General features: G+C 64.2%; 20 protein-coding genes and 1 rRNA gene. 13 read left to right on the top strand and 8 right to left on the bottom strand.

Going from position 1 to position 20,171, the window contains the following annotated elements; all coding sequences use genetic code 11:
• A 5S ribosomal RNA gene (gene rrf, locus ACTXGA_RS12730) occupies positions 1-94 on the top strand; the annotation flags it as partial.
• A 370-nt stretch (positions 95-464) separates the two neighbouring features.
• On the opposite strand, the gene pobA is transcribed toward rrf, so the two are convergent.
• A complete protein-coding gene (gene pobA / locus ACTXGA_RS12735) occupies positions 465-1,637 on the bottom strand; it encodes a 4-hydroxybenzoate 3-monooxygenase (RefSeq protein WP_443394195.1) in 1,173 nt (390 codons plus the stop codon).
• A 55-nt stretch (positions 1,638-1,692) separates the two neighbouring features.
• Here pobA and ACTXGA_RS12740 point away from each other — a divergent pair, with 55 nt between their 5' ends.
• The 5 genes from ACTXGA_RS12740 to ACTXGA_RS12760 all read left to right on the top strand — a co-directional run bounded on the left by ACTXGA_RS12740 (position 1,693) and on the right by ACTXGA_RS12760 (position 7,199).
• Positions 1,693-2,625, top strand: a complete 933-nt coding sequence (locus ACTXGA_RS12740; RefSeq protein ID WP_443394197.1) for a helix-turn-helix domain-containing protein — start codon at positions 1,693-1,695, stop codon at positions 2,623-2,625.
• A 277-nt stretch (positions 2,626-2,902) separates the two neighbouring features.
• Positions 2,903-3,907 carry a DctP family TRAP transporter solute-binding subunit gene (locus ACTXGA_RS12745; protein WP_443394199.1) on the top strand — a complete coding sequence of 335 codons (1,005 nt, stop codon included), beginning with the start codon at positions 2,903-2,905 and terminating at the stop codon, positions 3,905-3,907.
• A gap of 108 nt (positions 3,908-4,015) precedes the next feature.
• Positions 4,016-4,750, top strand: coding sequence for a TRAP transporter small permease (locus ACTXGA_RS12750; protein WP_443394201.1), 735 nt, complete (start codon positions 4,016-4,018; stop codon positions 4,748-4,750).
• Between the two features lie 4 nt (positions 4,751-4,754).
• Complete coding sequence (locus tag ACTXGA_RS12755; protein WP_443394203.1) at positions 4,755-6,224, top strand: TRAP transporter large permease; 1,470 nt, start codon at positions 4,755-4,757, stop codon at positions 6,222-6,224.
• Positions 6,225-6,425: 201 nt separating this feature from the next.
• Positions 6,426-7,199 (top strand): hydroxypyruvate isomerase family protein, encoded by a 774-nt coding sequence (locus ACTXGA_RS12760; protein ID WP_443394205.1) that lies wholly within the window; start codon positions 6,426-6,428, stop codon positions 7,197-7,199.
• Between the two features lies 1 nt (position 7,200).
• On the opposite strand, the gene ACTXGA_RS12765 is transcribed toward ACTXGA_RS12760, so the two are convergent.
• From ACTXGA_RS12765 to araD, 5 genes are all read right to left on the bottom strand, one after another.
• Positions 7,201-7,761 (bottom strand): hypothetical protein, encoded by a 561-nt coding sequence (locus ACTXGA_RS12765; RefSeq protein WP_443394207.1) that lies wholly within the window; start codon positions 7,759-7,761, stop codon positions 7,201-7,203.
• 214 nt (positions 7,762-7,975) lie between these two features.
• A complete protein-coding gene (locus tag ACTXGA_RS12770; RefSeq protein ID WP_443394209.1) occupies positions 7,976-8,365 on the bottom strand; it encodes a VOC family protein in 390 nt (129 codons plus the stop codon).
• Positions 8,366-8,449: 84 nt separating this feature from the next.
• Positions 8,450-9,364: a dihydrodipicolinate synthase family protein gene (locus ACTXGA_RS12775; protein WP_443394211.1), complete on the bottom strand. Its 915-nt coding sequence runs from the start codon at positions 9,362-9,364 to the stop codon at positions 8,450-8,452.
• Positions 9,365-9,385: 21 nt separating this feature from the next.
• Positions 9,386-10,321: a Gfo/Idh/MocA family protein gene (locus tag ACTXGA_RS12780; protein ID WP_443394213.1), complete on the bottom strand. Its 936-nt coding sequence runs from the start codon at positions 10,319-10,321 to the stop codon at positions 9,386-9,388.
• Positions 10,321-12,063, bottom strand: a complete 1,743-nt coding sequence (araD, locus tag ACTXGA_RS12785; RefSeq protein WP_443394214.1) for an L-arabinonate dehydratase — start codon at positions 12,061-12,063, stop codon at positions 10,321-10,323. The genes ACTXGA_RS12780 and araD overlap by 1 nt, the downstream gene beginning before the upstream one ends.
• Before the next feature lie 226 nt (positions 12,064-12,289).
• Between araD and ACTXGA_RS12790 the strand changes: the two genes are divergently transcribed.
• The 6 genes from ACTXGA_RS12790 (at position 12,290) to tdh (ending at position 18,187) form a co-directional block, all read left to right on the top strand.
• On the top strand, positions 12,290-13,333 hold the full coding sequence (locus ACTXGA_RS12790; RefSeq protein ID WP_443394216.1) for a pyridoxal-phosphate dependent enzyme: 1,044 nt from the start codon (positions 12,290-12,292) through the stop codon (positions 13,331-13,333).
• Positions 13,334-13,337: 4 nt separating this feature from the next.
• Positions 13,338-14,504: a M24 family metallopeptidase gene (locus ACTXGA_RS12795; RefSeq protein WP_443394608.1), complete on the top strand. Its 1,167-nt coding sequence runs from the start codon at positions 13,338-13,340 to the stop codon at positions 14,502-14,504.
• Positions 14,501-15,253: a maleate cis-trans isomerase family protein gene (locus ACTXGA_RS12800; protein ID WP_443394218.1), complete on the top strand. Its 753-nt coding sequence runs from the start codon at positions 14,501-14,503 to the stop codon at positions 15,251-15,253. The genes ACTXGA_RS12795 and ACTXGA_RS12800 overlap by 4 nt, the downstream gene beginning before the upstream one ends.
• 48 nt (positions 15,254-15,301) lie before the next feature.
• A complete protein-coding gene (locus tag ACTXGA_RS12805; RefSeq protein WP_443394219.1) occupies positions 15,302-15,862 on the top strand; it encodes a helix-turn-helix domain-containing protein in 561 nt (186 codons plus the stop codon).
• Between the two features lie 106 nt (positions 15,863-15,968).
• Positions 15,969-17,153 carry a glycine C-acetyltransferase gene (locus tag ACTXGA_RS12810; RefSeq protein ID WP_443394221.1) on the top strand — a complete coding sequence of 395 codons (1,185 nt, stop codon included), beginning with the start codon at positions 15,969-15,971 and terminating at the stop codon, positions 17,151-17,153.
• Positions 17,153-18,187 (top strand): L-threonine 3-dehydrogenase, encoded by a 1,035-nt coding sequence (tdh, locus tag ACTXGA_RS12815; protein ID WP_443394223.1) that lies wholly within the window; start codon positions 17,153-17,155, stop codon positions 18,185-18,187. Before ACTXGA_RS12810 ends, tdh begins: the two co-directional genes overlap by 1 nt.
• A 65-nt stretch (positions 18,188-18,252) precedes the next feature.
• On the opposite strand, the gene ACTXGA_RS12820 is transcribed toward tdh, so the two are convergent.
• Both ACTXGA_RS12820 and ACTXGA_RS12825 read right to left on the bottom strand, forming a co-directional pair.
• Positions 18,253-18,624, bottom strand: a complete 372-nt coding sequence (locus ACTXGA_RS12820) for a hypothetical protein (protein WP_443394225.1) — start codon at positions 18,622-18,624, stop codon at positions 18,253-18,255.
• Complete coding sequence (locus tag ACTXGA_RS12825) at positions 18,621-19,073, bottom strand: cupin domain-containing protein (RefSeq protein ID WP_443394226.1); 453 nt, start codon at positions 19,071-19,073, stop codon at positions 18,621-18,623. Before ACTXGA_RS12825 ends, ACTXGA_RS12820 begins: the two co-directional genes overlap by 4 nt.
• Positions 19,074-19,165: 92 nt before the next feature.
• Between ACTXGA_RS12825 and ACTXGA_RS12830 the strand changes: the two genes are divergently transcribed.
• The gene (locus ACTXGA_RS12830; protein ID WP_443394228.1) at positions 19,166-20,143 is read left to right on the top strand and encodes a LysR family transcriptional regulator; all 978 of its coding nucleotides are present in this window, start codon (positions 19,166-19,168) and stop codon (positions 20,141-20,143) included.
• Positions 20,144-20,171 lie beyond the last annotated feature (28 nt).

Below are 20,171 nucleotides of genomic sequence, written 5' to 3' on the forward strand. Positions count from 1 at the left end.
AAAACACCCGGATCCATTCCGAACCCGGCCGTTAAGTGCCGTCGCGCCAATGGTACTGCGTCTCAAGACGTGGGAGAGTAGGTCGCCGCCAAACCTAGTAAAAACCAACATATTCTCTCAATACGATCATATCTCCAAATCAAAAAGCGCTCCAAATGGGGCGCTTTTGGTATTTGTGGCCCAATATCCGGAAAACGATAGGCGCGACACCTCACCCCGGGACGCAAACCTCTTGGCGTCTGATTGTCCTGCAGCGGGTTTCGTGGACGGAAAATGCCGGGGTAAGCAGATAGAGTGAGACTTGTCTGAAGACGGAGTGACGCGCTGAACTGCGTTAAAAGAAGAGATACGCGCCCCCGACGATCTCATTCGAGACACCAAAGGCCGCGTTTCATAACCTTGCGTTTACTGCCCGCCGGCATCATATCAAACGTCGCCGTGAAACGTGCTTTTGCGACGGTCTGTCAGTAGGGCAGGCCCACGTAGTTTTCCGCCAACGAGGTCAACGCCGCCTCGGACGACAACAGGTACTCCAGATCGGTCTGCTGAAGGCGCTGATCATAGGCAATGTTGTCTGGGAAATTGTGCAACAATGAGGTCATCCACCAAGAGAAACGCTGCGCCTTCCAGACCCGCGCCAGCGCGTTTTGCGAGTAGGTCTCCAGCCCGCTGTCGTCGCCTTTCTGATAGTGATCGACCAGCGCATGATAGAGGTAGTAGATATCCGAACCGGCAGAGTTCAACCCGCGCGCTCCGGTCGGGGGCACGATATGCGCCGCATCACCCGCAAGGAACAGGTTGCCGTACCGCATCGGTTCGGCCACGAAACTGCGCAATGGCGCGATGCTCTTTTCGATCGACGGCCCGGTGATCAGCGCATCGGCTACGTCCGGCGGCAGACGCCGTTTCAGTTCCGTCCAAAAAGCCTCGTCCGACCAATCCTCGACCGTATCGGTCAGCGGCACCTGGATGTAATAGCGGCTCAGCACCTGCGAGCGCATCGAACACAGCGCAAAGCCGCGGTCGTGCTTTGCATAAATCAGTTCCGGCGAGACCGGTGCAGTGCGCGACAGCACCCCCAACCAGCCGAACGGATAGACCTTTTCATATTCCTTCAGCACCTCGCTGGGGATCGATTTGCGGCTGACGCCGTGAAACCCGTCGGCGCCGACGATGTAGTCACAATCGACCCGCTGGACCTCGTCGCCCTTGCGGTAGGTCAGATAGGGTGCATCGCTGTCGATATCGTGCGGTTGCACGTCTTCGGCGTTGTGGACCACATGGCCACCGGCCTTGTCGCGCGCTTCGTACAGATCGCGGGTAACTTCCGTCTGGCCATAGACCATCACAGAATTGCCGCCGGTGTGCCCGGACAGGTCAATCCTGCTCTTGATGCCGTCATGGGCGATGTAGAAACCGTCGTGGATTTCACCTTCGCGGTCCATCCGGTCGCCACATTGGGCCTCGCGCATCAACTCGGCAAAGCCGTGTTCCAGAACCCCGGCCCGGATCCGCCCCAGCACGTAGTCGCGGCTGTGCTTTTCCAGAACGACGGTGTCGATCCCCCTCAGATGCAGCAGTTGCGACAGCAGCAGGCCAGACGGGCCGCCGCCGATGATACCGACTTGAACTTTCATCGCGTTTCTCCTCCAGCAGGTTGGACGAAAATGACATTGGATGCGGGGCTGCTGAATGGACGCTTTGAACGAAAACTTGTACAAATCGAACATGAGTGCTGCGCGAAAACCACCGATAGAAACCTTCGCCCTGTTCGGGGAGCAGGGCGACCTGCCCGATATCGTGCACTGCGAAACCATCCAGGCGCGCTCGCAGATCAACAATTGGGAATTCCGCCCCCACGTCCATGCGCGTCTGCATCAGGTCCTCCTGCTGAAATCGGGCGGGGGGGAAGCGTTGCTGGAAACCGGTACGGAGCGGCTATCGGCGGGATCTCTGGTCAATATCCCAGCGGGATCCGTGCATGGTTTTCGCTTTCAGAGCGGGACAAACGGGTGGGTCGTGACGATGGCGTCCGAACTGCTGGATCAGGTGTTGCTGGCGGATGAAGGACTACGCCTGGAATTGGATCGTCCGGCCGTCCTTGTCAGCGCAGCGGGGGTGAGCGGGACCGTGCAGCGCATCTTCGCAGAGCATTCTGACCGCAGGCATGCACGCGCGCATTTCCTGCGCAGCCTCTCCGCCCTGCTATTAGGGGATGTTGCTCGTGCCTTGCGGGATCTGGACGAATCCCGCGTCTCGCGCGGCGACAGTGATCTGCGCGCGCGGTTTGAGGTCTTGCTGGAAGACAGCTTTGACCGCCACTTGCGGGTGGAGGACTATGCCCGCCAGTTGCACGTCACGCCGACGCATCTCAGCCGCGTCCTGCGCGGGATCACTGGGCGCAGTGCGTCGCAGATCATCAAGGCGCGGATCATGCGCGAAGCGCGCCGGAATCTCTTTTTCACCAACCTTGGCATTGCCGAAATCGCCTATCTGCTGGGCTACAATGATCCGGCCTATTTCAGCCGCGATTTTGCGCGGGCCACTGGCATGTCGCCCCGCGCCTTTCGAGAACGGGTGGAAAGCGCTTCTGCGGATGTCGAGGGCGGTGATGCAGGCAAATGATGCCCAAAAAGGCGATTCTACGCCTTTTGCATACAGGTTGTGCGATTTCCCGCACTTTGGACGATAACAGTTGTGCGGGATTCCGCACAGCTGCTTGAGCCGCGGCATTCCGTGCCAAGCATTTCAGGGATTAAGTCGCTGACATTAATGTCAGATTCGTGTTCTTCCGGTCGCGCGAATCAAGGTCTTGCCATGACCTCCGGCACAGCGTTTCGTATGTACATCGAACGCCCGGGAGGGGCAGTTCGGATAATGACCAGTATCTGGGAGGATACCGATGAAAACGTTTCTGATGACCGCCGCGGCGGCAGCCATTGCCGTGACCGGCGCAACCGGTGCTCAGGCTGCTTGTGACGAGGGCGAAATCGTCATCAAGTTCAGCCACGTGACCAACACCGACCGCCACCCCAAGGGCGTCGCGGCGACCCTGCTGGCAGAGCGCGTGAACGCCGAGATGGACGGCAAGGCCTGCATGGAGGTCTTCCCGAACTCGACCCTCTACAACGATGACCAGGTTCTTGAGGCGATGCTGCAGGGCGACGTTCAGCTGGCGGCGCCTTCGCTGTCCAAGTTCGAACAGTTTACCAAGCAATTCCGCATCTTCGACCTGCCTTTCATGTTCGCGAACATCGATGCGGTCGATACGTTCCAGAACTCTGACACCGGTCAGAAGATGAAGGAATCCATGACCCGCCGCGGCCTGCTGGGCCTTGCCTTCTGGCACAACGGCATGAAGCAGATGTCCGCCAACAAGCCGCTGAACCTGCCCGGCGACGCGGCCGGCCTGAAGTTCCGCGTGCAGCCCTCCGAAGTGCTGAAGGCGCAGATGGAAGCGATCGGCGTCAGCCCGCAGCCGATGGCCTTCTCTGAGGTTTACGGCGCGCTGCAGACCGGCGTTGTGGACGGTCAGGAAAACACCTGGTCCAACATCTACGGCCAGAAGTTCTTTGAGGTGCAGGACGGCATCACCGAAACCAACCACGGCATCATCGACTACCTTCTGGTGACTAACGTCGACTGGTGGGAAGGTCTGGACGCCGATGTGCGCGATCAGCTGGCCACTATCATTGAAGAGGTGACCACCACGCGGAACGCCGAATCCTTCAAGGTCAACCAAGAGGCCAAGAAGGCCGTGATCGACGCCGGTGGTGTTGTGCGCGAACTGACCGCCGAACAGCGTCAGGCATGGGTCGACGCGATGAAGCCGGTCTGGGAACAGTTCGTGGGTGACGTCGGTCAGGAAAACATCGACGCGGCACAGGCGATCAACGGCAGCATGTAATCTGCCGCCACGCCGGAAACTGAAAGGCCGCGAGGCCTTTGCGCCCGGCCCCTTTGGCAAGAGAGGGGCCGGGTTTTTTGTACCCCGCACAGGGGACGAGGAGGGGACATGTCATCTCATAATCCGCCGGACAGCCTGTTCGGCCGCTTCATCGACGAGCTTGAGGAGACGGTCATCGCGCTCCTGCTCGGGCTGATGACCATCATCACGTTCATCAACGTTGTCCTGCGCTACGGCGTGAACAGTTCGTTTGGCCGTTGGGTCGAGGGCCTGTTGAACGTCGATCTGCCCGGCGGCCTGAGCTGGGGACTGGAGTTGACCTCCTTCCTCTTTGCGTGGCTGGTGCTGTTCGGGATCAGCTATGCGGTCAAGAAAACCGCCAACCTTGGCGTGGACGCAGTGGTGAACATGGTTGCGCCGTCGACACGCAAGGTGCTGACCCTCATCGCGGCGGCGGTCTGCGTGGTCTATGCCTTTCTGCTGCTCAAGGGGGCGTGGGACTACTGGGCCAATTTCGCCAACCTGCCGCAGACGACCGGGCGCTGGTTCCCGACCGGGTTCGAAGAGATGACGCGCACCTCTTACCGTAGCTGGTACGAAGTGCTTGAGGTGCCGATGCCGGAATGGCTGCGCTTTATCGAGCCGTGGATGAACGAGGGCGAGACCTATGAAAAGATCCCGCGCTTCATTCCCTACTTCATTCTGCCGTTTGGCGCGGCCTTGCTGTTGTTCCGCTTTATCCAGGCCACGGTCCGGATCTGGAAGGGCAAGAACGAGAGCCTGATCGTCAGCCACGAAGCCGAAGATGCGGTCGACGAAGTCGCCCACCTGAACAAGGACTGATCCCATGGATGTCGTCATTCTCTTTGCCATGGTGATCGGGCTGATGTTGATCGGTGTTCCGATTGCCGTCTCGCTGGGCTTCTCTTCGATCGTCTTTCTGCTGGTCCTCTCGGATGCCTCTCTGTCGTCGATTGCGCAGACCTTCTTTCAGGCGATGGCCGGTCACTACACCCTGCTGGCCATTCCCTTCTTCATCCTTGCCTCGTCGTTCATGTCGACGGGCGGCGTGGCGCAGCGGATCATCCGTTTCTCCATCGCCTGCGTCGGGCACCTGCCGGGCGGTCTGGCCATTGCGGGTGTCTTTGCCTGCATGCTGTTCGCGGCGCTGTCCGGGTCGTCCCCGGCGACCGTGGTTGCCATCGGCTCTATCGTGATCGCCGGGATGCGGCAGGTCGGATACTCCAAGGACTTTGCCGCGGGCGTCATCGCCAACGCGGGCACCTTGGGCATTCTGATCCCGCCGTCCATCGTGATGGTGGTCTATGCCTCGGCCACGGATGTCTCGGTGGGTCGCATGTTCCTGGCCGGTGTCATTCCGGGCCTTCTGGCGGGCGGCATGCTGATGGTCACGATCCTTGGCATCGCCATCGTGCGCGACCTGCCCAAGGGTGAATGGAAAGGCTGGGGCGAAGTGGCCGAGTCCGGCGGGGATGCCGTCTGGGGCCTGTTGCTGATCGTCATCATCCTTGGCGGCATCTACGGCGGTATCTTTACCCCGACCGAAGCTGCGGCCGTGGCGGCGATCTACGCCTTTGTCATCGCCTGCTTTGTCTACCGGGACATGGGGCCGCTGGCGAACAAGGAGGGCGGGCCCAACATCCCGCTGGTCCGCAAGCCCATCGCCCTGCTGACGGCGTTCTTTCACAAGGACACCAAGGATACGCTGTTCGAGGCGGGCAAGCTGACCGTCACCTTGATGTTCATCATCGCCAACGCGCTGATCCTCAAGCACGTGCTGACCGAGGAGCAGATCCCGCAGCAGATCGCCACGGCGATGCTGGATGCGGGCTTTGGGCCGATCGCCTTTCTGATCATCGTCAACGTGATCCTGCTGATCGGCGGCCAGTTCATGGAGCCGTCGGGCCTGTTGGTGATCGTGGCGCCGCTGGTGTTTCCGATTGCCCTGCAACTGGGTATCGATCCGATCCATCTGGGCATCATCATGGTGGTGAACATGGAGATCGGGATGATTACGCCGCCGGTGGGTCTGAACCTCTTCGTGACCTCCGGCGTGGCGGGCATGCCGATGATGCGGGTCGTCCGCGCGGCGCTGCCCTTCCTGGCCGTGCTCTTCGTCTTCCTGATCATGGTCACCTACATTCCGTGGCTGTCCACCTCGGTTCCGAACAAGTTCATGGGGCCGCAGATCAGGTGCGAAGGGACGCTGCCGTCAGAGCCTCTGGAGCGGGCCTTTTGCGAGGCGCGGGCGACGACGGCCCCGGCCGTGGAAGCGGCGCCGGATCCGGCGGACTGAGACGGATAGAAACAGCGAAAAAGGGCCGGGATTTCCCGGCCCTTTTTTCATGTGTCCACGCGTGGACAGTTTAGGGGGAATGCCAGATCAAGGGGTTACAAGGACGGTTTTACCGATCCTTAACACTTGGCTCCGCGCGGCTTGCGTCCCAAGCGGGCTTGGCCGAAGACTGTCGCAGGCTTCGGCGCAGGGGGGAAGTTCATGACACGGACACTGCAGTTTTCGGCAAACCTGGGGTTTCTCTGGACAGGGCTGCCCCTGCCGCAGGCGATCCGCGCGGCCCATGCGGCGGGGTTCGACGCGGTGGAGTGTCACTGGCCCTACGAGGTGCCGGAGGCGGATGTGCGCGCCGCGCTGACGGACACCGGCCTGCCGATGCTGGGGCTGAACACCGTGCGCGGGGGCGATGGGCTGTTTGGTCTAGCGGCGTTGCCGGGGCAGGAGGAGGCGGCGCGGGCCAGCATCGATCAGGCGGTGGACTACGCGCAGAACATCGGGGCGCAGAACATTCACGTCATGGCCGGCGTTGCCGAAGGCGGCGCGGCGCAGGACAGTTTCCTGGCGAACCTTGCCTATGCGCGTGAGGTGACCCCGGCGGAGATCACGCTGCTGATCGAACCGCTGAATGCCTTTGACGTGCCGGGCTATTTTCTGCGCGACTGCGCGCAAGGGGCCGACCTGATCGAAGAGCTGGGCCTGAGCGGGGTGAAGCTGATGTTCGATTGCTACCATGTGGGACGTACCCACGGCGGCGGCGCGCAGGGCGTGCTGGACCGGCTGCGGGACGTGCTGCCCCATGTGGGACATATCCAGTTTGCCGCCGTGCCCGACCGGGGCGCGCCGGATCACGGCGAGGTGGCGTATCGCGAGGTCTTTGCCGGGATCGCCGATCTGGGCTGGGCCGCGCCGCTGGGCGCGGAGTACCGGCCAGAGGGCGCGACGGAGGAGTCACTGGGCTGGATGCGCTGGGTCTGAGTCAGCCCGCGCGCGCATCGCGCGCTTGCATGAACTCTTGGATAATCTCTTCGCGCGGGCGCCAGTTGTAGCGGTCATCTCCAGTGGTTTTACCCCAGAACAGCGGCCCGCCATGGCGCCACGGGTCCAGAATGACGCCTTCGTAGATCGTCTGGCCGCGCGGGGTGATGACGGCGCTGTGGTGAATTATGCGGAAGGGAGAGCGGGGCGAGATGGCCCGGCGCATGTCCAGCGTGCGAAACCCTTCTTGCGACAGGCGGCGGTGCAGATCCTCTGCCCAATGGTTGCACAACCCGCGCTGGCGTTCGCCGTTGTGCACCTTGACGTTGTGGATGATCGGCGAGTCGGTGACGCCGTATTCCGCTTTCAACTGCATGGAATAGCTGTAGGCGATGCGGGCGGCGCGCGCGGCCTCGGCCGGGTCCACGTTCGGCCCCAAACCTTCGATTTCCTTGGCCAACGCGGCGACGCGATCCGGCCCGCCCGGCGGCGGGGTTGCGGCGCATCCGCCAAGGGTCAAGACGGTCAGGGCCATCAGCAGAAGGGCAAGGCGCTTGGTCATCTGTTCTCCACCGGGTTGGGCATTTCGGCGGCAGGCATAGCGGCGCGGCGGGGCAGAGGCCAGAGGCAGGGACCGGCAAGGGCAGGCGGGGTGGGCCGATGGTGCGCGAATGCCATGTCAGGAGGCAGTTTGCGCGCGGCGGCCGACGGGCGCAGGGCTGTGTCCGCTTGGAGACCTGAAAACCGTCTTGCCGGTCTGCCCGGCGGTTGCGGTTCTAGGATCGCGCTGTGGCGATCCACCAAACGTTGCCGCATGGATCCTTTATGCCCGCCATTCGGTCGCCATGCGGCCGGTCATTAGGCTCCATCAGGGAGACGGCCCCCGATTTCAGTGCCCGTTCGTACACGCCATCTGTGTCATCAACGTAGAGATGCATCTGAGACGTATTGGCCGGGTAGTCGTTCGAGCTTTCATTCAGCATGATGATCGAGTTGCCTATGCGAAGGCGCGCGTGCTGGATGCGGTTGTCGCTATATCTGTTTTCCTTGATCACGCTTGCATCGAATACGTCGGTCAGAAATCCGATCAGCCGGTCTCCATCGGTGACCGTGAAATAGGGCGTAATCGACTGACGCCCCTTGGGTGTGCTGTCTGCCGTGTCCACCTGAAGTTACCTCTCAAGTGCTTTGTATGGTGGCGCCCATGCGTGCAGCGCCACGCATGGGGCCGGGGCGCGCGTGCTGGTCCGTCACTTGCCCCATTTCAGCGCGATCAGGTCCATGTCGCGCGCCAGGTGCAGCAGGCGGTCCTTGGTGCGGTCTGACATCGGGCGCAGCGGGTGGCGGACATGGTCCGATCCGATTACGCCGCCTTCCATCATCACGGTCTTGGCGGCGCGCAGGCCGCACTGGCGGTTTTCATGGTTGATGAGCGGCAGGCATTTCGTCCACTGGGCCAGTGCTGCGTCCTTGTCGCCCGCAAGGTAGTGGGTGACGATGGGGCGGATGTGTTCGCATTGCAGCCCCGAGGTCATGGTGGCGGTGGCGCCCGCGTCCAGATCGGCCAACAGGGTCACGGCCTCTTCGCCGTCCCAGGGGCCAAGGATGTGATCGCCCGCGGCCTCTATCAGCGCGGCCAGCTTGTCGGCGGCAAAGGGGCATTCGATCTTGAAATAGCTGACGTGTTCCAGTTCGCGCGCCATTTTCGCCAGCAGGGGCACCGAGAGGGTGACGCCGGACAGCGGCGCGTCCTGCACCATGACCGGGATGCCGACGGCGTTCACGGCGGCGAATTGTTCGTAGATGCCTGCCTCATCCCCGCGCAGGCCGGTGCCGTGATAGGGCGGCATCATCATCACCATCGACGCGCCCATTGCCTTGGCGGCCTTGGCGCGGTCGACCACGATGCCGGTGTAGAAATGGCTGATGGTGACGATCACCGGCACGCGGCCCGCGACGTGTTCGAGGCTGACTCGCATCAGGGTTTCGCGTTCCGCATCGGAGAGGACGAACTGTTCGGAATAGTTGGCAAGGATGCAGATCGCGTCGATGCCCTGATCGATCAGGCAGTCGAGCACGCGGCGCATGCCCTCTTCGTCGATGCGGCCATCGGCGTGGAACGGGGTGGGGGCAACGGGCAGGATGCCGGTCAGGGCGTCGGTCATGTCAGTCTTCCTTGAGGGCGATCATTCGATGAAGGGGGCGACCGTCACGCGGCGGCCAAGAGTAAAGGCATCGGCGACGTGGCGCATCGGCGAGAGATCCATGTCGATGCTGTTGGAGGCCAGCAGGCGGGCCATGTTGGCATAGAGGCGCGGGTATTCGCCCGCCAGTGCGGGGCCCTCGGTGTCGTGCGTTTCGGTGCCGTTGAGGATCAGGCGCGCGCCGCCGTCCAGCAGGGTCAGGGTGCCGTCGTCGGTTTCCGCCTCGATGGTCCAGATCTGTTCGCCCTCCTGCCGCCAGTCAAAGGCCATCTCGACCTCCGCGCCCTTGGGGTGGGCAAAGGAGAGGGTGGCGCCGATGGGGGCCTGGCAGTTTTCCGGCACGTCCAGTGTGGCGGATGTCAGGTGGATCGGGTCGGGCAGGATCTCGGTCACGATGGAGAGCGCGTTGATGCCGGGATCGAAGACGCCAAGGCCGCCCGGCTCCCAGATCCAGGCCTGACCGGGGTGCCAGCGGCGCACGTCCTCTTTCCACGTCACGGTGAGGCGGCGGAGGGGGCGATCGGCCAGCCATGCCTTGGCTTCGGCGACCTTGTCGGCCTCACGCGAATGCCATGTGGCGTAGAGCGACACACCCTTGGCGCGGGCCAGATCCTGTAGCGCGTGGCATTCCGACAGGGTGGCGCCGGGCGGTTTTTCCAGCATGACATGGCGGCCCGCCATCAGGGCGGCGCGGGCCATGTCATAGCGCGGCACAGGCGGCACGCAGAGCGAGACGACGGAGATGTCGGGATGCGCCTGCATCATCTCCTCCAGCGTGGTGTAGGCGGGCACGCCCTCGACGCTGCCGTGACGCGAGACGGTGGCGGCCAGTTCCCAGTCGGGAGAGGCGGTGATGGCGGGGACGTGCTGATCGACGGCGATCTTGCCGATGCCGACGAGGGCGATCTTGGTGCGCATCAGTGGGAATCCTTTGGGACGGCGGCGCCGCGGCAGCCCTTGAGAAAGTCGAAATCGGCCCCGGTGTCTGCGCCTTCGACGTGGTCAAAGAACAGGCGGGCATAGCCGCTGGCGGGCGGATCTTCGGGGCAGGTCCAGTCGGCCAGACGGGCGGCGATTTCGGCGTCCGACACATCCAGGTGAATGCGCCGTTCGGCCACGTCGATCTCGATCATGTCGCCGTCGCGGACGATGGCCAGCGGACCGCCGCGCGCGGCCTCGGGCGAGGTGTGCAGGACCACGGTGCCATAGGCGGTGCCGGACATGCGCGCGTCCGAGATGCGGACCATGTCGGTGATGCCCTTCTTCAGCACCTTGGGCGGCAGGCCCATGTTGCCGACCTCGGCCATGCCGGGATATCCCTTCGGTCCGCACATCTTGAGGACCATCACGCAGGTCTCATCAATGTCGAGCGCGTCGTCGTTGATCTTGGCCTTGTAGTCGTCGATGTCCTCAAAGACCACGGCGCGGCCCCGGTGTTTCATCAGGTGGGGTGAGGCGGCGGAGGGTTTCAAAACCGCACCATCGGGGGCGAGGTTGCCGCGCAGCACGGCGATGCCGCCCTGCGGGGTCAGCGCCTTTTCCACCGGCAGGATCACGTCCTCATTCCAGTTGGTGACGTCCTTGACCTCTTGCCAGACGGTCTGGCCGGAGACGGTCAGCGCATCCTTGTGCAGCTTGTCCGCCTCTCCCAGCCGTTTCATCACCACGGGCAGGCCGCCGGCGTAAAAGAACTCTTCCATCAGGTATTTGCCCGAAGGCATCAGGTTGACCACGGTGGGAATGTCACGGCCAAGCCTATCCCAGTCGTCCAGCGTCAGGTCGACGCCGACACGGCCCGCCATGGCCATCAGGTGCACCACCGCGTTGGTCGATCCGCCGATCGCGCCATTGGTGCGGATGGCATTTTCAAAGGCGGGTTTGGTCATGATGTCCGAGGGTTTCAGATCGTCCTTGACCATCTGCACGATGCGGCGGCCCGACAGTTGCGCCATGACGCGGCGGCGGGCGTCCACCGCCGGGATCGCCGCATTGCCGGACAGCGCCATACCCAACGCCTCTGCCATGCTGGCCATGGTGCTGGCGGTGCCCATGGTGTTGCAGGTGCCCGAGGACCGGCTCATGGCCTGTTCAGCCTCCAGGAAATCCTCCTGCGTCATCTTTCCGGCCTTGATGTCCTCTGACATCTGCCACAGCGCGGTGCCCGATCCCACGCGTTCGCCCCGGAACCAGCCGTTCAGCATCGGCCCGCCTGTCACGACGATAGAGGGCAGATCGGTCGAGGCCGCGCCCATCAGCAGGCTGGGCGTGGTCTTGTCACAGCCGACCAGCAGCACCGCGCCGTCGATGGGCTGGGCGCGCATGGTTTCCTCGACCGCCAGCGCGGCAAGGTTGCGGTACATCATCGCCGTGGGGCGGTAGGTGTTTTCCGAGGCGCTGAACACCGGCACCTCAAGCGGAAAGCCCCCGGCCTCCCAGACGCCGGCCTTTACCTTTTCGGCCAGTTCTCGCAGGTGGCCGTTGCAGGGCGTCAGGTCCGACCATGTGTTGAGGATGCCGATGACCGGGCGGCCATCGAACAGATCATGCGGGTAGCCCTGATTTTTCAGCCAGCCCCGGTGATAGATGTTGTCACGCGATGTGCCGCCGTACCACTCTTGCGAGCGCAGCTTGCGCGGCCATTCCGCCGGTTTGAATGTCATGGTTTCCCTCCCTCGGGCGGCACCGGGATTGCAACCGGAGTGCCGCCGTTTACTGCCTTTTAGACCTCAACGCGCCGGGCTGCGAGCAAAACCATCGGATTTCGCGCGCCGGTTTTGCCGGGGCGGGTGCAAAGGTTTACCGGCGCGCGTATTTGCGCGTAGCATCGCCCGATGCCGTTCCCGCCCCGGGCGTCATCCAATCAACCCGCCAAGGAGGCTGTCCGTCTTGCCCAAGTCCCTGACCAATCCGTTCCGTGGCCGTGGCATGACGCCCGGCGCGCTGCGTCCCGTGGATGACGTCTCGCGGGTGGCGGCGCTGTTGGCGCGCTGTCCGATGCACAGTGAGACGCCGCTTTATGACCGGGCGGAACTGGCCCGGGCCTGCGGTGTCGGGGCGCTGTATATCAAGGATGAAAGCGCGCGCATGGGGCTGGGCAGTTTCAAGGCGCTGGGCGCGAGTTTCGCCATCGCGCGCGATGCGGTCGAGGCGGATTCCGGTGCGCAGATGCCAAGGCTGGAGCGCACCTATGTGGCGGCCAGCGCGGGCAACCACGGGCTGTCGGTGGCGGCGGGTGCGCGGGTCTTTGGCGCGCGGGCGGTGATCTATCTGGCCGATACTGTGCCCGAGGCCTTTGCCGAACGGCTGCGCGCCAAGGGGGCGCAGGTGGTCCGCGCGGGCGCCACCTATGAGGAGAGCATGGCGGCGGCAGAGGCGGCGGCGCTGGATAACGGCTGGACCCTGCTGTCGGACAGTTCGTGGGAAGGCTACACCGATCTGCCGTCGGCGGTGATGGAGGGCTATCTGCAGATGGCGGCAGAGGCCGCGCGGCAGGTGCCGGACCAGCCCACGCATATCCTGTTGCAGGCCGGGGTCGGGGGGCTGGCGGCGGCGCTGGCGGCGTATTTCCGCAAGGTCTGGGGGGATGCGCCGCAGATCGTGGTGGTGGAGCCGGACTATGCGCCCGCGCTGCTGGAAAGCGTGCGGGCCGGGGAACTGGTGACGACCACGGGACCGGTCTCCGGGATGGGGCGGCTGGACTGCAAGACGCCGTCGATGATCGCGCTGACGGGGCTGTCGGCGGATGCGGATCTGTTTGTGACGATCACCGAGGATGAGGCAGAGGCAGGTGTGGCCGAACTGGCGGCGCATGGTCTGGCCACCACGCCATCTGGCGGGGCGGGACTGGCGGCGCTGATCGCGGGGCTGGAGGGCGTGGATCGCGGGGCGCGCGTGCTGGCGATCCTGAGCGAAGGCCCCGAAGATGGCTGAGACTATGGCTGAGACTGCGCTGCCCTTTGCGCCCGGGGAATACGCGCGGCGCTGCGCGGCCTTGCAGGGCGCGATGGCGGGGCAGGGGATGGATGCGCTGTTGCTGACCTCTGCGGCGGATGTGTTCTATGTCACCGGCTTTCTGACGCGGTTCTGGGAAAGCCCGGCGCGGCCGTGGTTCGTGATTGTCCCGGTTTCGGGTCGCCCGGTGGCGGTGATCCCGGAAATCGGCCAGCCGCTGATGGCGCGTTGCGGCACGGTGGACATCCGGACATGGCCCGCCCCGGTGCCGGGGGATGACGGGGTCAGCCTGCTGGTGGATACGCTGTGCGCGCTGGTGCCGGAGGCGGGGCGGATCGGCGTGCCGATGGGGCTGGAAACTTGCCTGCGGATGCCCCTGGGAGATTATGCGCAGGTGGTCGAGGCTGTGGCGCCGCGGGTCTTTGTCGACGGGACCGAGGCCGTGCAGCGGGTGCGCGAGATCAAGTCCGAGGATGAGATCGCGAAGATCCGGCAGATCTGCGGGATTGCCGGGCGGGCCTTTGACCGCGTGCCGGAGATGGTGGCCGAGCGTCCGGTTCTGGACACGGTGTTTCGCGGGTTTCAGGCGCTGTTGCTGGAGGCCGGGGCGGATTGGGTCAGCTATGTCGCGGGCGGGGCCGGGCCGGATGGCTATGGCGACGTGATATCCCCGGCGCGGGCGGAGCCCTTGGCGCGCGGCGATATCCTGATGCTGGACACGGGCGCGGTGAAGGACGGCTATTTCTGCGATTTCGACCGGAATTTCGCGGTGGGTGTGCCAAGCGACGCGGCGCGGCGGGCCCATGCGGCGCTGTTCGCCGCGACAGAGCGGGCGCTGTCCCAGTTGCGCCCCGGTATGCGGGCCTGCGACGTGCATCGCATCCTGACCGAGGGGCTGCGCGCCGAGGGGACGGAGCCGGGCGGCGGGCGGTTGGGCCATGGGCTGGGTGTGACGCTGACGGAATGGCCGTCGTTCACGGAACTGGACCGGACGCCGCTGCGCGAGGGCATGGTGCTGACGCTGGAACCCTCTGCGGTGGTCGCACCGGGGCGGATCATGGTGCATGAGGAAAATATCGTTCTGCGGGCAGGGGGGCCGGAATTGCTGTCGCCGCGTGCGTCATCTGACCTGCCGGTGATCGAGATATGAGCGGCTTTGCCTATGAGTTGACACCGCCGCGTGCGGGGGCCGGGGCGCTGGGCCTGATCGTCTTGCAGGTGGATGAAACCATCGAGGGCGATTTCCGGAGGCTGTTCCCCGAACCCGCGCTGGCGCTGCATGTGGCGCGGGTCAACTCTGGCGCCGACCTGACGCGAGAGACCATCGCCCGGATGGAGGTGGACCTGCCCGGCGCGGCGCGGCAACTGCCGCAGGCGCCGAATTATGCGGCCGTTGGCTATGCCTGCACCTCTGGCACGACCCTGATCGGCGCGGAGCGGGTGGCGGAACTGGTTTCTGGCGGCTGCACGGCGGGCCGGGTCTGCAATCCGCTGAGCGCGGCGCAGGCGGCCTGCGCGCATCTGGGGGTGCGGTCGCTGGCCGTGGTATCGCCCTATACGCTCGACATCGCCGAGCCGGTCTGCGCGGCCTTCGAGGCGGCGGGGATCGGGGTCGCCAAGGCGCTGCATTTCGGCGAGGAGGTCGAGGCGCGGGTGGCGCGGATCGCCCCGCAGAGCATCTATGGTGCGGCTACCGAGGCGGCGCGGGACAGCGGCGCCGAGGCGGTGTTCCTGTCCTGCACCAACCTGAAAACGCTGGAGGTGATCGGCCCGCTGGAGCGCGATCTGGCGATGCCGGTCTTTGGCAGCAACCTTGCGCTGGCCTGGGACATGGCGCGGGCGGCGGGCGTGACGTTGGCCGGGGCGGACCACTTCGCACTGGCGCGGGCGGCCGGCTAAGGCGTCACGGGGCTTGTCCGTTTTGGCGGATGCGGATATTCCTCCGGTATGACGGAAGACGCTGACGCAATCTTGGCCAAACTGCCGGCCCGCCTGAAAGAGGCCCGCCGTGCGCAGGGCCTGTCGCTGGATGCTGTGGCCAAGCTGTCGGGCGTGTCCCGCAGCATGGTCAGCCAGATCGAACGGGGCGAATCCTCTCCGACCATTGCAACGCTGTGGAACCTGACGCGCGCCTTGCAGGTGGATTTTGCGGGCCTGCTGGAAGAGGCCCCCGACCGGCAGATCGAATTGCTGCGCGCGGCGGATGTGCCGACGATCGAGAACCGCGGCGCGGGCTGCACCATCCGCATCCTGTCCCCGCCAGAGGAAGCCGGGCGGCACGAGGTCTATGAATTGCGGTTTGCAGCGGGCGGCGTGCTGGACAGCCTGCCGCATTCGCGCGGGGCGCGCGAACATCTCAGCGTGATCGAAGGCCAGGTCGAGGTGACAAGCGGCACCGCCGTCGAACATCTTGGCCCCGGAGACACGGCACGTTACGCGGCGGACGTGGCGCACCGGATTGCGGCGCAGGGCGTGGCGCGGGCCTTTCTGGTGGTGCAGGATGCCTGACGAAAAACGAGTGACGCAATAGCGGATATTTTTCCGACATACTGAATTTCCCCTATTTCGGATTCGCATCCGTTATGTTAGTCTTCCCCCTAACAAGGAGGCCAACATGACCACGCGATTCCTGAACCATGTCACCGAAACCCTTGCCCAGATCGAAGCCGAGGGCCTGATGAAGCGCGAGCGCCTCATCACCTCGCCGCAGGGCGGTGAGATCATGGTGGACGGGCGCGAGATGATCTGCCTTTGCGCCAACAATTACCTTGGGCTTGCGGACCACCCCGACCTGATCGCCACTGCGCAGGGGGCAATGGGGCCAAAGGGTTATGGCATGGCCTCTGTCCGGTTCATCTGCGGCACGCAGGATCTGCACCGCGAGCTGGAAACCCGGCTGGCGCGCTTTCTGGGCAAGGACGATTCCATCCTGTTTGCCGCCTGTTTCGACGCCAATGGCGGGCTGTTCGAGCCGCTGCTGGGGCCAGAGGATGCGGTTGTTTCGGACTCGCTGAACCATGCCTCGATCATCGACGGCATCCGGCTGTGCAAGGCCAAGCGCTATCGCTATGCCAATTCCGACATGGCGGATCTGGAAGGGCAGCTGAAGCAGGCGCGCGAAGATGGCGCGCGGTTTATCCTGATCGCCACCGATGGCGTCTTTTCGATGGATGGCTATCTGGCGAAACTGCCAGAGATTTCTGCGCTGGCGGAAAAATATGAGGCGATGGTCATGGTGGATGATTGCCACGCCACCGGTTTCATGGGGCCAAAGGGGCAGGGGACCCCGGCGCATTTCGGCGTCGACGTGGACATCCTGACCGGCACGCTGGGCAAGGCGCTGGGCGGGGCCATCGGCGGCTATATCGCCGGGCCGCAGCCGGTGATCGACCTGCTGCGCCAGCGCGCGCGGCCCTACCTGTTTTCCAACGCGCTGCCGCCTGCCGTGGTGGCAGCGGGGATCGAGGCGATCCGGCTGGTCGAAGAGGGCGACGACCTGCGCGCCCGCCTGTTCGAAAACGCCGCCTATTGGCGCAAGGGGCTGACCGATCTGGGGTTCGACCTGCTGCCGGGCGAGCATCCGATCATCCCGGTCATGCTGGGCGAGGCGAAACTGGCGCAGGACATGGCGGCGGGGCTGTTCGAAGAAGGCGTCTATGTCTCCGGCTTTTTCTTTCCGGTGGTGCCGCGTGGGCAGGCCCGCATCCGTACGCAGATGAGCGCGGCCCTGACGCGCGAGGATCTGGACAAGGCGCTGGCCGCGTTCGGCAAGGTTGGCCGCGCGCTGGGGGTGATCTGATGAACAACGGGATGAAAGCACTGGTCAAGGCAAAGCCGGAGGAAGGGCTGTGGATGCAGCATGTCCCGGTGCCCGAGATCGGGCCGGATGACGTGCTGATCAAGATCAGGGCCACCGGCATCTGCGGCACCGACATCCACATCTGGAACTGGGACGAATGGGCACAAAAGACGGTGCCGGTGCCCCTGGTCACAGGGCATGAGTTCGCCGGTGAGATCGTCGAAATCGGGCGCAACGTGGACGATCTGAAGATCGGCCAGCGGTGCAGCGGTGAGGGGCATCTGATCGGAAAACACTCGCGCCAGTCGCGCGCGGGCAAGTTCCATCTGGACCCGGAAACGCGCGGGATCGGGGTGAATGAGCAGGGGGCCTTTGCCCAATATCTGCGTCTGCCGGCCTTCAACGTGGTGCCCCTGCCGGATGAGATCCCGGACGAGATCGGCGCCATCCTCGATCCGCTGGGCAATGCGGTGCACACGGCGCTGAGTTTCGATCTGGTGGGAGAGGACGTGCTGATCACCGGCGCGGGGCCGATCGGCATCATGGCGGCGGCGGTGGCGCGTCATGTGGGGGCGCGGCACGTGGTGATCACGGATGTGAACCCCGACCGGCTGGCGCTGGCCGCGCAGGTGACGGATGTGATCCCGGTCAACGTCGCGACCGAGGATCTGAAAGACGTCGAGGCGCGGCTGAAGATGAAAGAGGGCTTTGACGTGGGCCTTGAGATGTCGGGCAATCAGGCGGCGCTGGACCAGATGGTCGAGACCCTGGTGATGGGCGGGCGGATTGCCCTGCTGGGCATCCCGCCGGGCAAATCGCCGGTCGACTGGTCGCGGATCGTGTTCAAGGCGATCACCATCAAGGGCGTCTACGGGCGCGAGATTTTCGAGACCTGGTACAAGATGATCGCCATGCTGGAAAACGGTCTGGACGTGAGCCGGGTGATCACTCATCGCTTTCCGGTGGACCGGTTCGAAGAAGGCTTTGCCGCGATGAAATCCGGCAAATCCGGCAAGGTGGTGCTGGACTGGTAAGCCGCGTTTCTGCAGCGGAAATGGCCGCCCCGGGGGGCGGCCATTTTGCGTTGGACTGTGCGTGGTCAGGGCCGCAGGCTGTTGTGGCGCAAGACGGTCACCAGAAAGATCAGCATGGACAGGATCGACAGGACCGATCCGCCTTTGGCCAACCCCTCAGACCCGCCGCTCTGTGCCATGGCGATGCCCGGCACCATCAGCGCCAGCCCCAACAGGGCCACAGCGAAATGGATCTGCGCCAGCCGTCCGGCCGCCGCCGGGACGAGGTGGTAGTAAACCCCGAACAGGCCCATCGTGACCCAGCCGACGAGGTTCAGATGCGCATGGGCGGGGGCAAGGCTGTGATCGCCGGTGGCCGCCATGACGATGCCCCAGGACATGCCGATCATGACCGCAAGCGCGGCTGCGCCAAAGAACCAGGATGCGACGCCCTTCATGCCCGCGCTCCTTCGGTTGCGGGCGCCGCCATCGGCGGGCCGGTAAAGCTGAGGTGGTAGTCCTTGCCGATTTCCGAAATGCGCGGCAGATCCTCGGAGATGCGCAGGTTTTCGGCGGCGACATCGGAAAAGAAGTGTTCGAACCCGCCGGGTGTCAGGATGGTCAGCATCCGCGCGGGCCGTTCGCCGACGATGAGAAAGGCGTGTTCGGTGCCGCGCGGGACGGTCAGCATCTGCCCGGCCTGTGCGGGGATCGTCTTGCCCGCGATCCAGAAATCGACCTCTCCGGAGAGGATGTAAAAGCTTTCGTCGGCATCGTGGTGGATGTGGCGCGGCGGTCCGGCGCCGGGGGCGTCAAGGCTGACGAACGCCCCGATCGAGGTGACGCCGCTGTTTCTGTCGGTCAGGACCTCGTATTCCATTCCGTTCCATTTGGTCTTGATGCTCATGGCGCTGTCTCCTGTCTGAAGGTGATGCGGCCAGACTGCCCCAAGGCAATAAACCTGTATAACGCATAAATTATATGGTAAGTATCGACGTCATGAATTTGCGAAACGTCGACCTCAACCTGCTGCCCGTTCTGGATGCGCTGTTGATCGAGCATTCGACCGTGCGCGCCGCCGAACGGCTGGGCCTGTCGCAATCGGCGGTGTCCGCCGCGCTGTCGCGGCTGCGTGCGACCTTTGGCGATGATCTCTTTGTCCGGCAGGGGCAGCGGATCGTTCCGACGTCCTTTGCACTCAGTTTGCAGGCCCCGCTGGGTGAGCTTTTGCAAGGGGCGCAGCAGTTGTTGGAGGGGCCCGCGCGTTTCGATCCCGCGCGCGCCACGAACAGTTTCAAGCTCTCCGGCAGCGACTTCTATTCCGAAATGTTGATGCCGCGTCTGGCGCAGGTCTTTTCCCGCGAGGCCCCGCTGATGCAGATCCAGCAGGTCGATCTGGTGCCGGACAATTATATCGGCACGCTGGCCAGCGAGGGGATCGACCTTGCGATCATTCCGCGCGGCGGTTTTCCGGAATGGGTCACCTCGGAACCGGTGCATCATTCGGGTTTTGTGCTGATCGCGCGCAAGGGGCAAGGCCGGCTGGCGCGGGCCGGGGTGGCGGCGGGCGAGGTTGTGCCGCTCGATCTTGTGGCGGATCTGACCTATGTGCTGTTCTCTCCCGAAGGCAAGCTCACGGGCATGGGGGACGCGGCGCTGGCGCGGGTCGGGCGGTCCAGACGGATTGCCATGACCCTGCCCGTCATGAGCGGCGTTCTGTCGGCGGTCGCAACCAGCGATCTGTGCGCCTTTGTCCCCGAGCAACTGGCGCTGGCCCGGGCAGAGACGCTGGGCCTGAGCCTGTATCATCTGCCTTTTCACATGCCGCGGGTCGAACTGCACATGGCATGGCACCATCGCAACAACTCGTCCCCTGCGCATCAGTGGTTGCGCGCGCAGGTGGCGGCGGTGCTGGGTGAGGTTGACCGGATGCGGTTTGGCGCCGAGGACGGGACGGGAAAAAACGTGCCCAATTAATGCCACATTTTAGACATATTTGTTGGAA

The sequence above is a fragment of the Antarctobacter jejuensis genome (assembly GCF_052266595.1).
GTDB classification, from domain to species: Bacteria; Pseudomonadota; Alphaproteobacteria; order Rhodobacterales; family Rhodobacteraceae; genus Antarctobacter; species Antarctobacter jejuensis.

Bases quoted from the DNA above. Each gene is read 5' to 3' on its own strand.
- pobA (WP_443394195.1), bottom strand. From the start codon at position 1,637: ATGAAAGTTCAAGTCGGTATCATCGGCGGCGGCCCGTCTGGCCTGCTG.
- ACTXGA_RS12740 (WP_443394197.1), top strand. From the start codon at position 1,693: ATGGACGCTTTGAACGAAAACTTGTACAAATCGAACATGAGTGCTGCG.
- ACTXGA_RS12745 (WP_443394199.1), top strand. From the start codon at position 2,903: ATGAAAACGTTTCTGATGACCGCCGCGGCGGCAGCCATTGCCGTGACC.
- ACTXGA_RS12750 (WP_443394201.1), top strand. From the start codon at position 4,016: ATGTCATCTCATAATCCGCCGGACAGCCTGTTCGGCCGCTTCATCGAC.
- ACTXGA_RS12755 (WP_443394203.1), top strand. From the start codon at position 4,755: ATGGATGTCGTCATTCTCTTTGCCATGGTGATCGGGCTGATGTTGATC.
- ACTXGA_RS12760 (WP_443394205.1), top strand. From the start codon at position 6,426: ATGACACGGACACTGCAGTTTTCGGCAAACCTGGGGTTTCTCTGGACA.
- ACTXGA_RS12765 (WP_443394207.1), bottom strand. From the start codon at position 7,761: ATGACCAAGCGCCTTGCCCTTCTGCTGATGGCCCTGACCGTCTTGACC.
- ACTXGA_RS12775 (WP_443394211.1), bottom strand. From the start codon at position 9,364: ATGACCGACGCCCTGACCGGCATCCTGCCCGTTGCCCCCACCCCGTTC.
- ACTXGA_RS12780 (WP_443394213.1), bottom strand. From the start codon at position 10,321: ATGCGCACCAAGATCGCCCTCGTCGGCATCGGCAAGATCGCCGTCGAT.
- araD (WP_443394214.1), bottom strand. From the start codon at position 12,063: ATGACATTCAAACCGGCGGAATGGCCGCGCAAGCTGCGCTCGCAAGAG.
- ACTXGA_RS12795 (WP_443394608.1), top strand. From the start codon at position 13,338: ATGGCTGAGACTGCGCTGCCCTTTGCGCCCGGGGAATACGCGCGGCGC.
- ACTXGA_RS12800 (WP_443394218.1), top strand. From the start codon at position 14,501: ATGAGCGGCTTTGCCTATGAGTTGACACCGCCGCGTGCGGGGGCCGGG.
- ACTXGA_RS12805 (WP_443394219.1), top strand. From the start codon at position 15,302: ATGACGGAAGACGCTGACGCAATCTTGGCCAAACTGCCGGCCCGCCTG.
- ACTXGA_RS12810 (WP_443394221.1), top strand. From the start codon at position 15,969: ATGACCACGCGATTCCTGAACCATGTCACCGAAACCCTTGCCCAGATC.
- tdh (WP_443394223.1), top strand. From the start codon at position 17,153: ATGAACAACGGGATGAAAGCACTGGTCAAGGCAAAGCCGGAGGAAGGG.
- ACTXGA_RS12820 (WP_443394225.1), bottom strand. From the start codon at position 18,624: ATGAAGGGCGTCGCATCCTGGTTCTTTGGCGCAGCCGCGCTTGCGGTC.
- ACTXGA_RS12825 (WP_443394226.1), bottom strand. From the start codon at position 19,073: ATGAGCATCAAGACCAAATGGAACGGAATGGAATACGAGGTCCTGACC.
- ACTXGA_RS12830 (WP_443394228.1), top strand. From the start codon at position 19,166: ATGAATTTGCGAAACGTCGACCTCAACCTGCTGCCCGTTCTGGATGCG.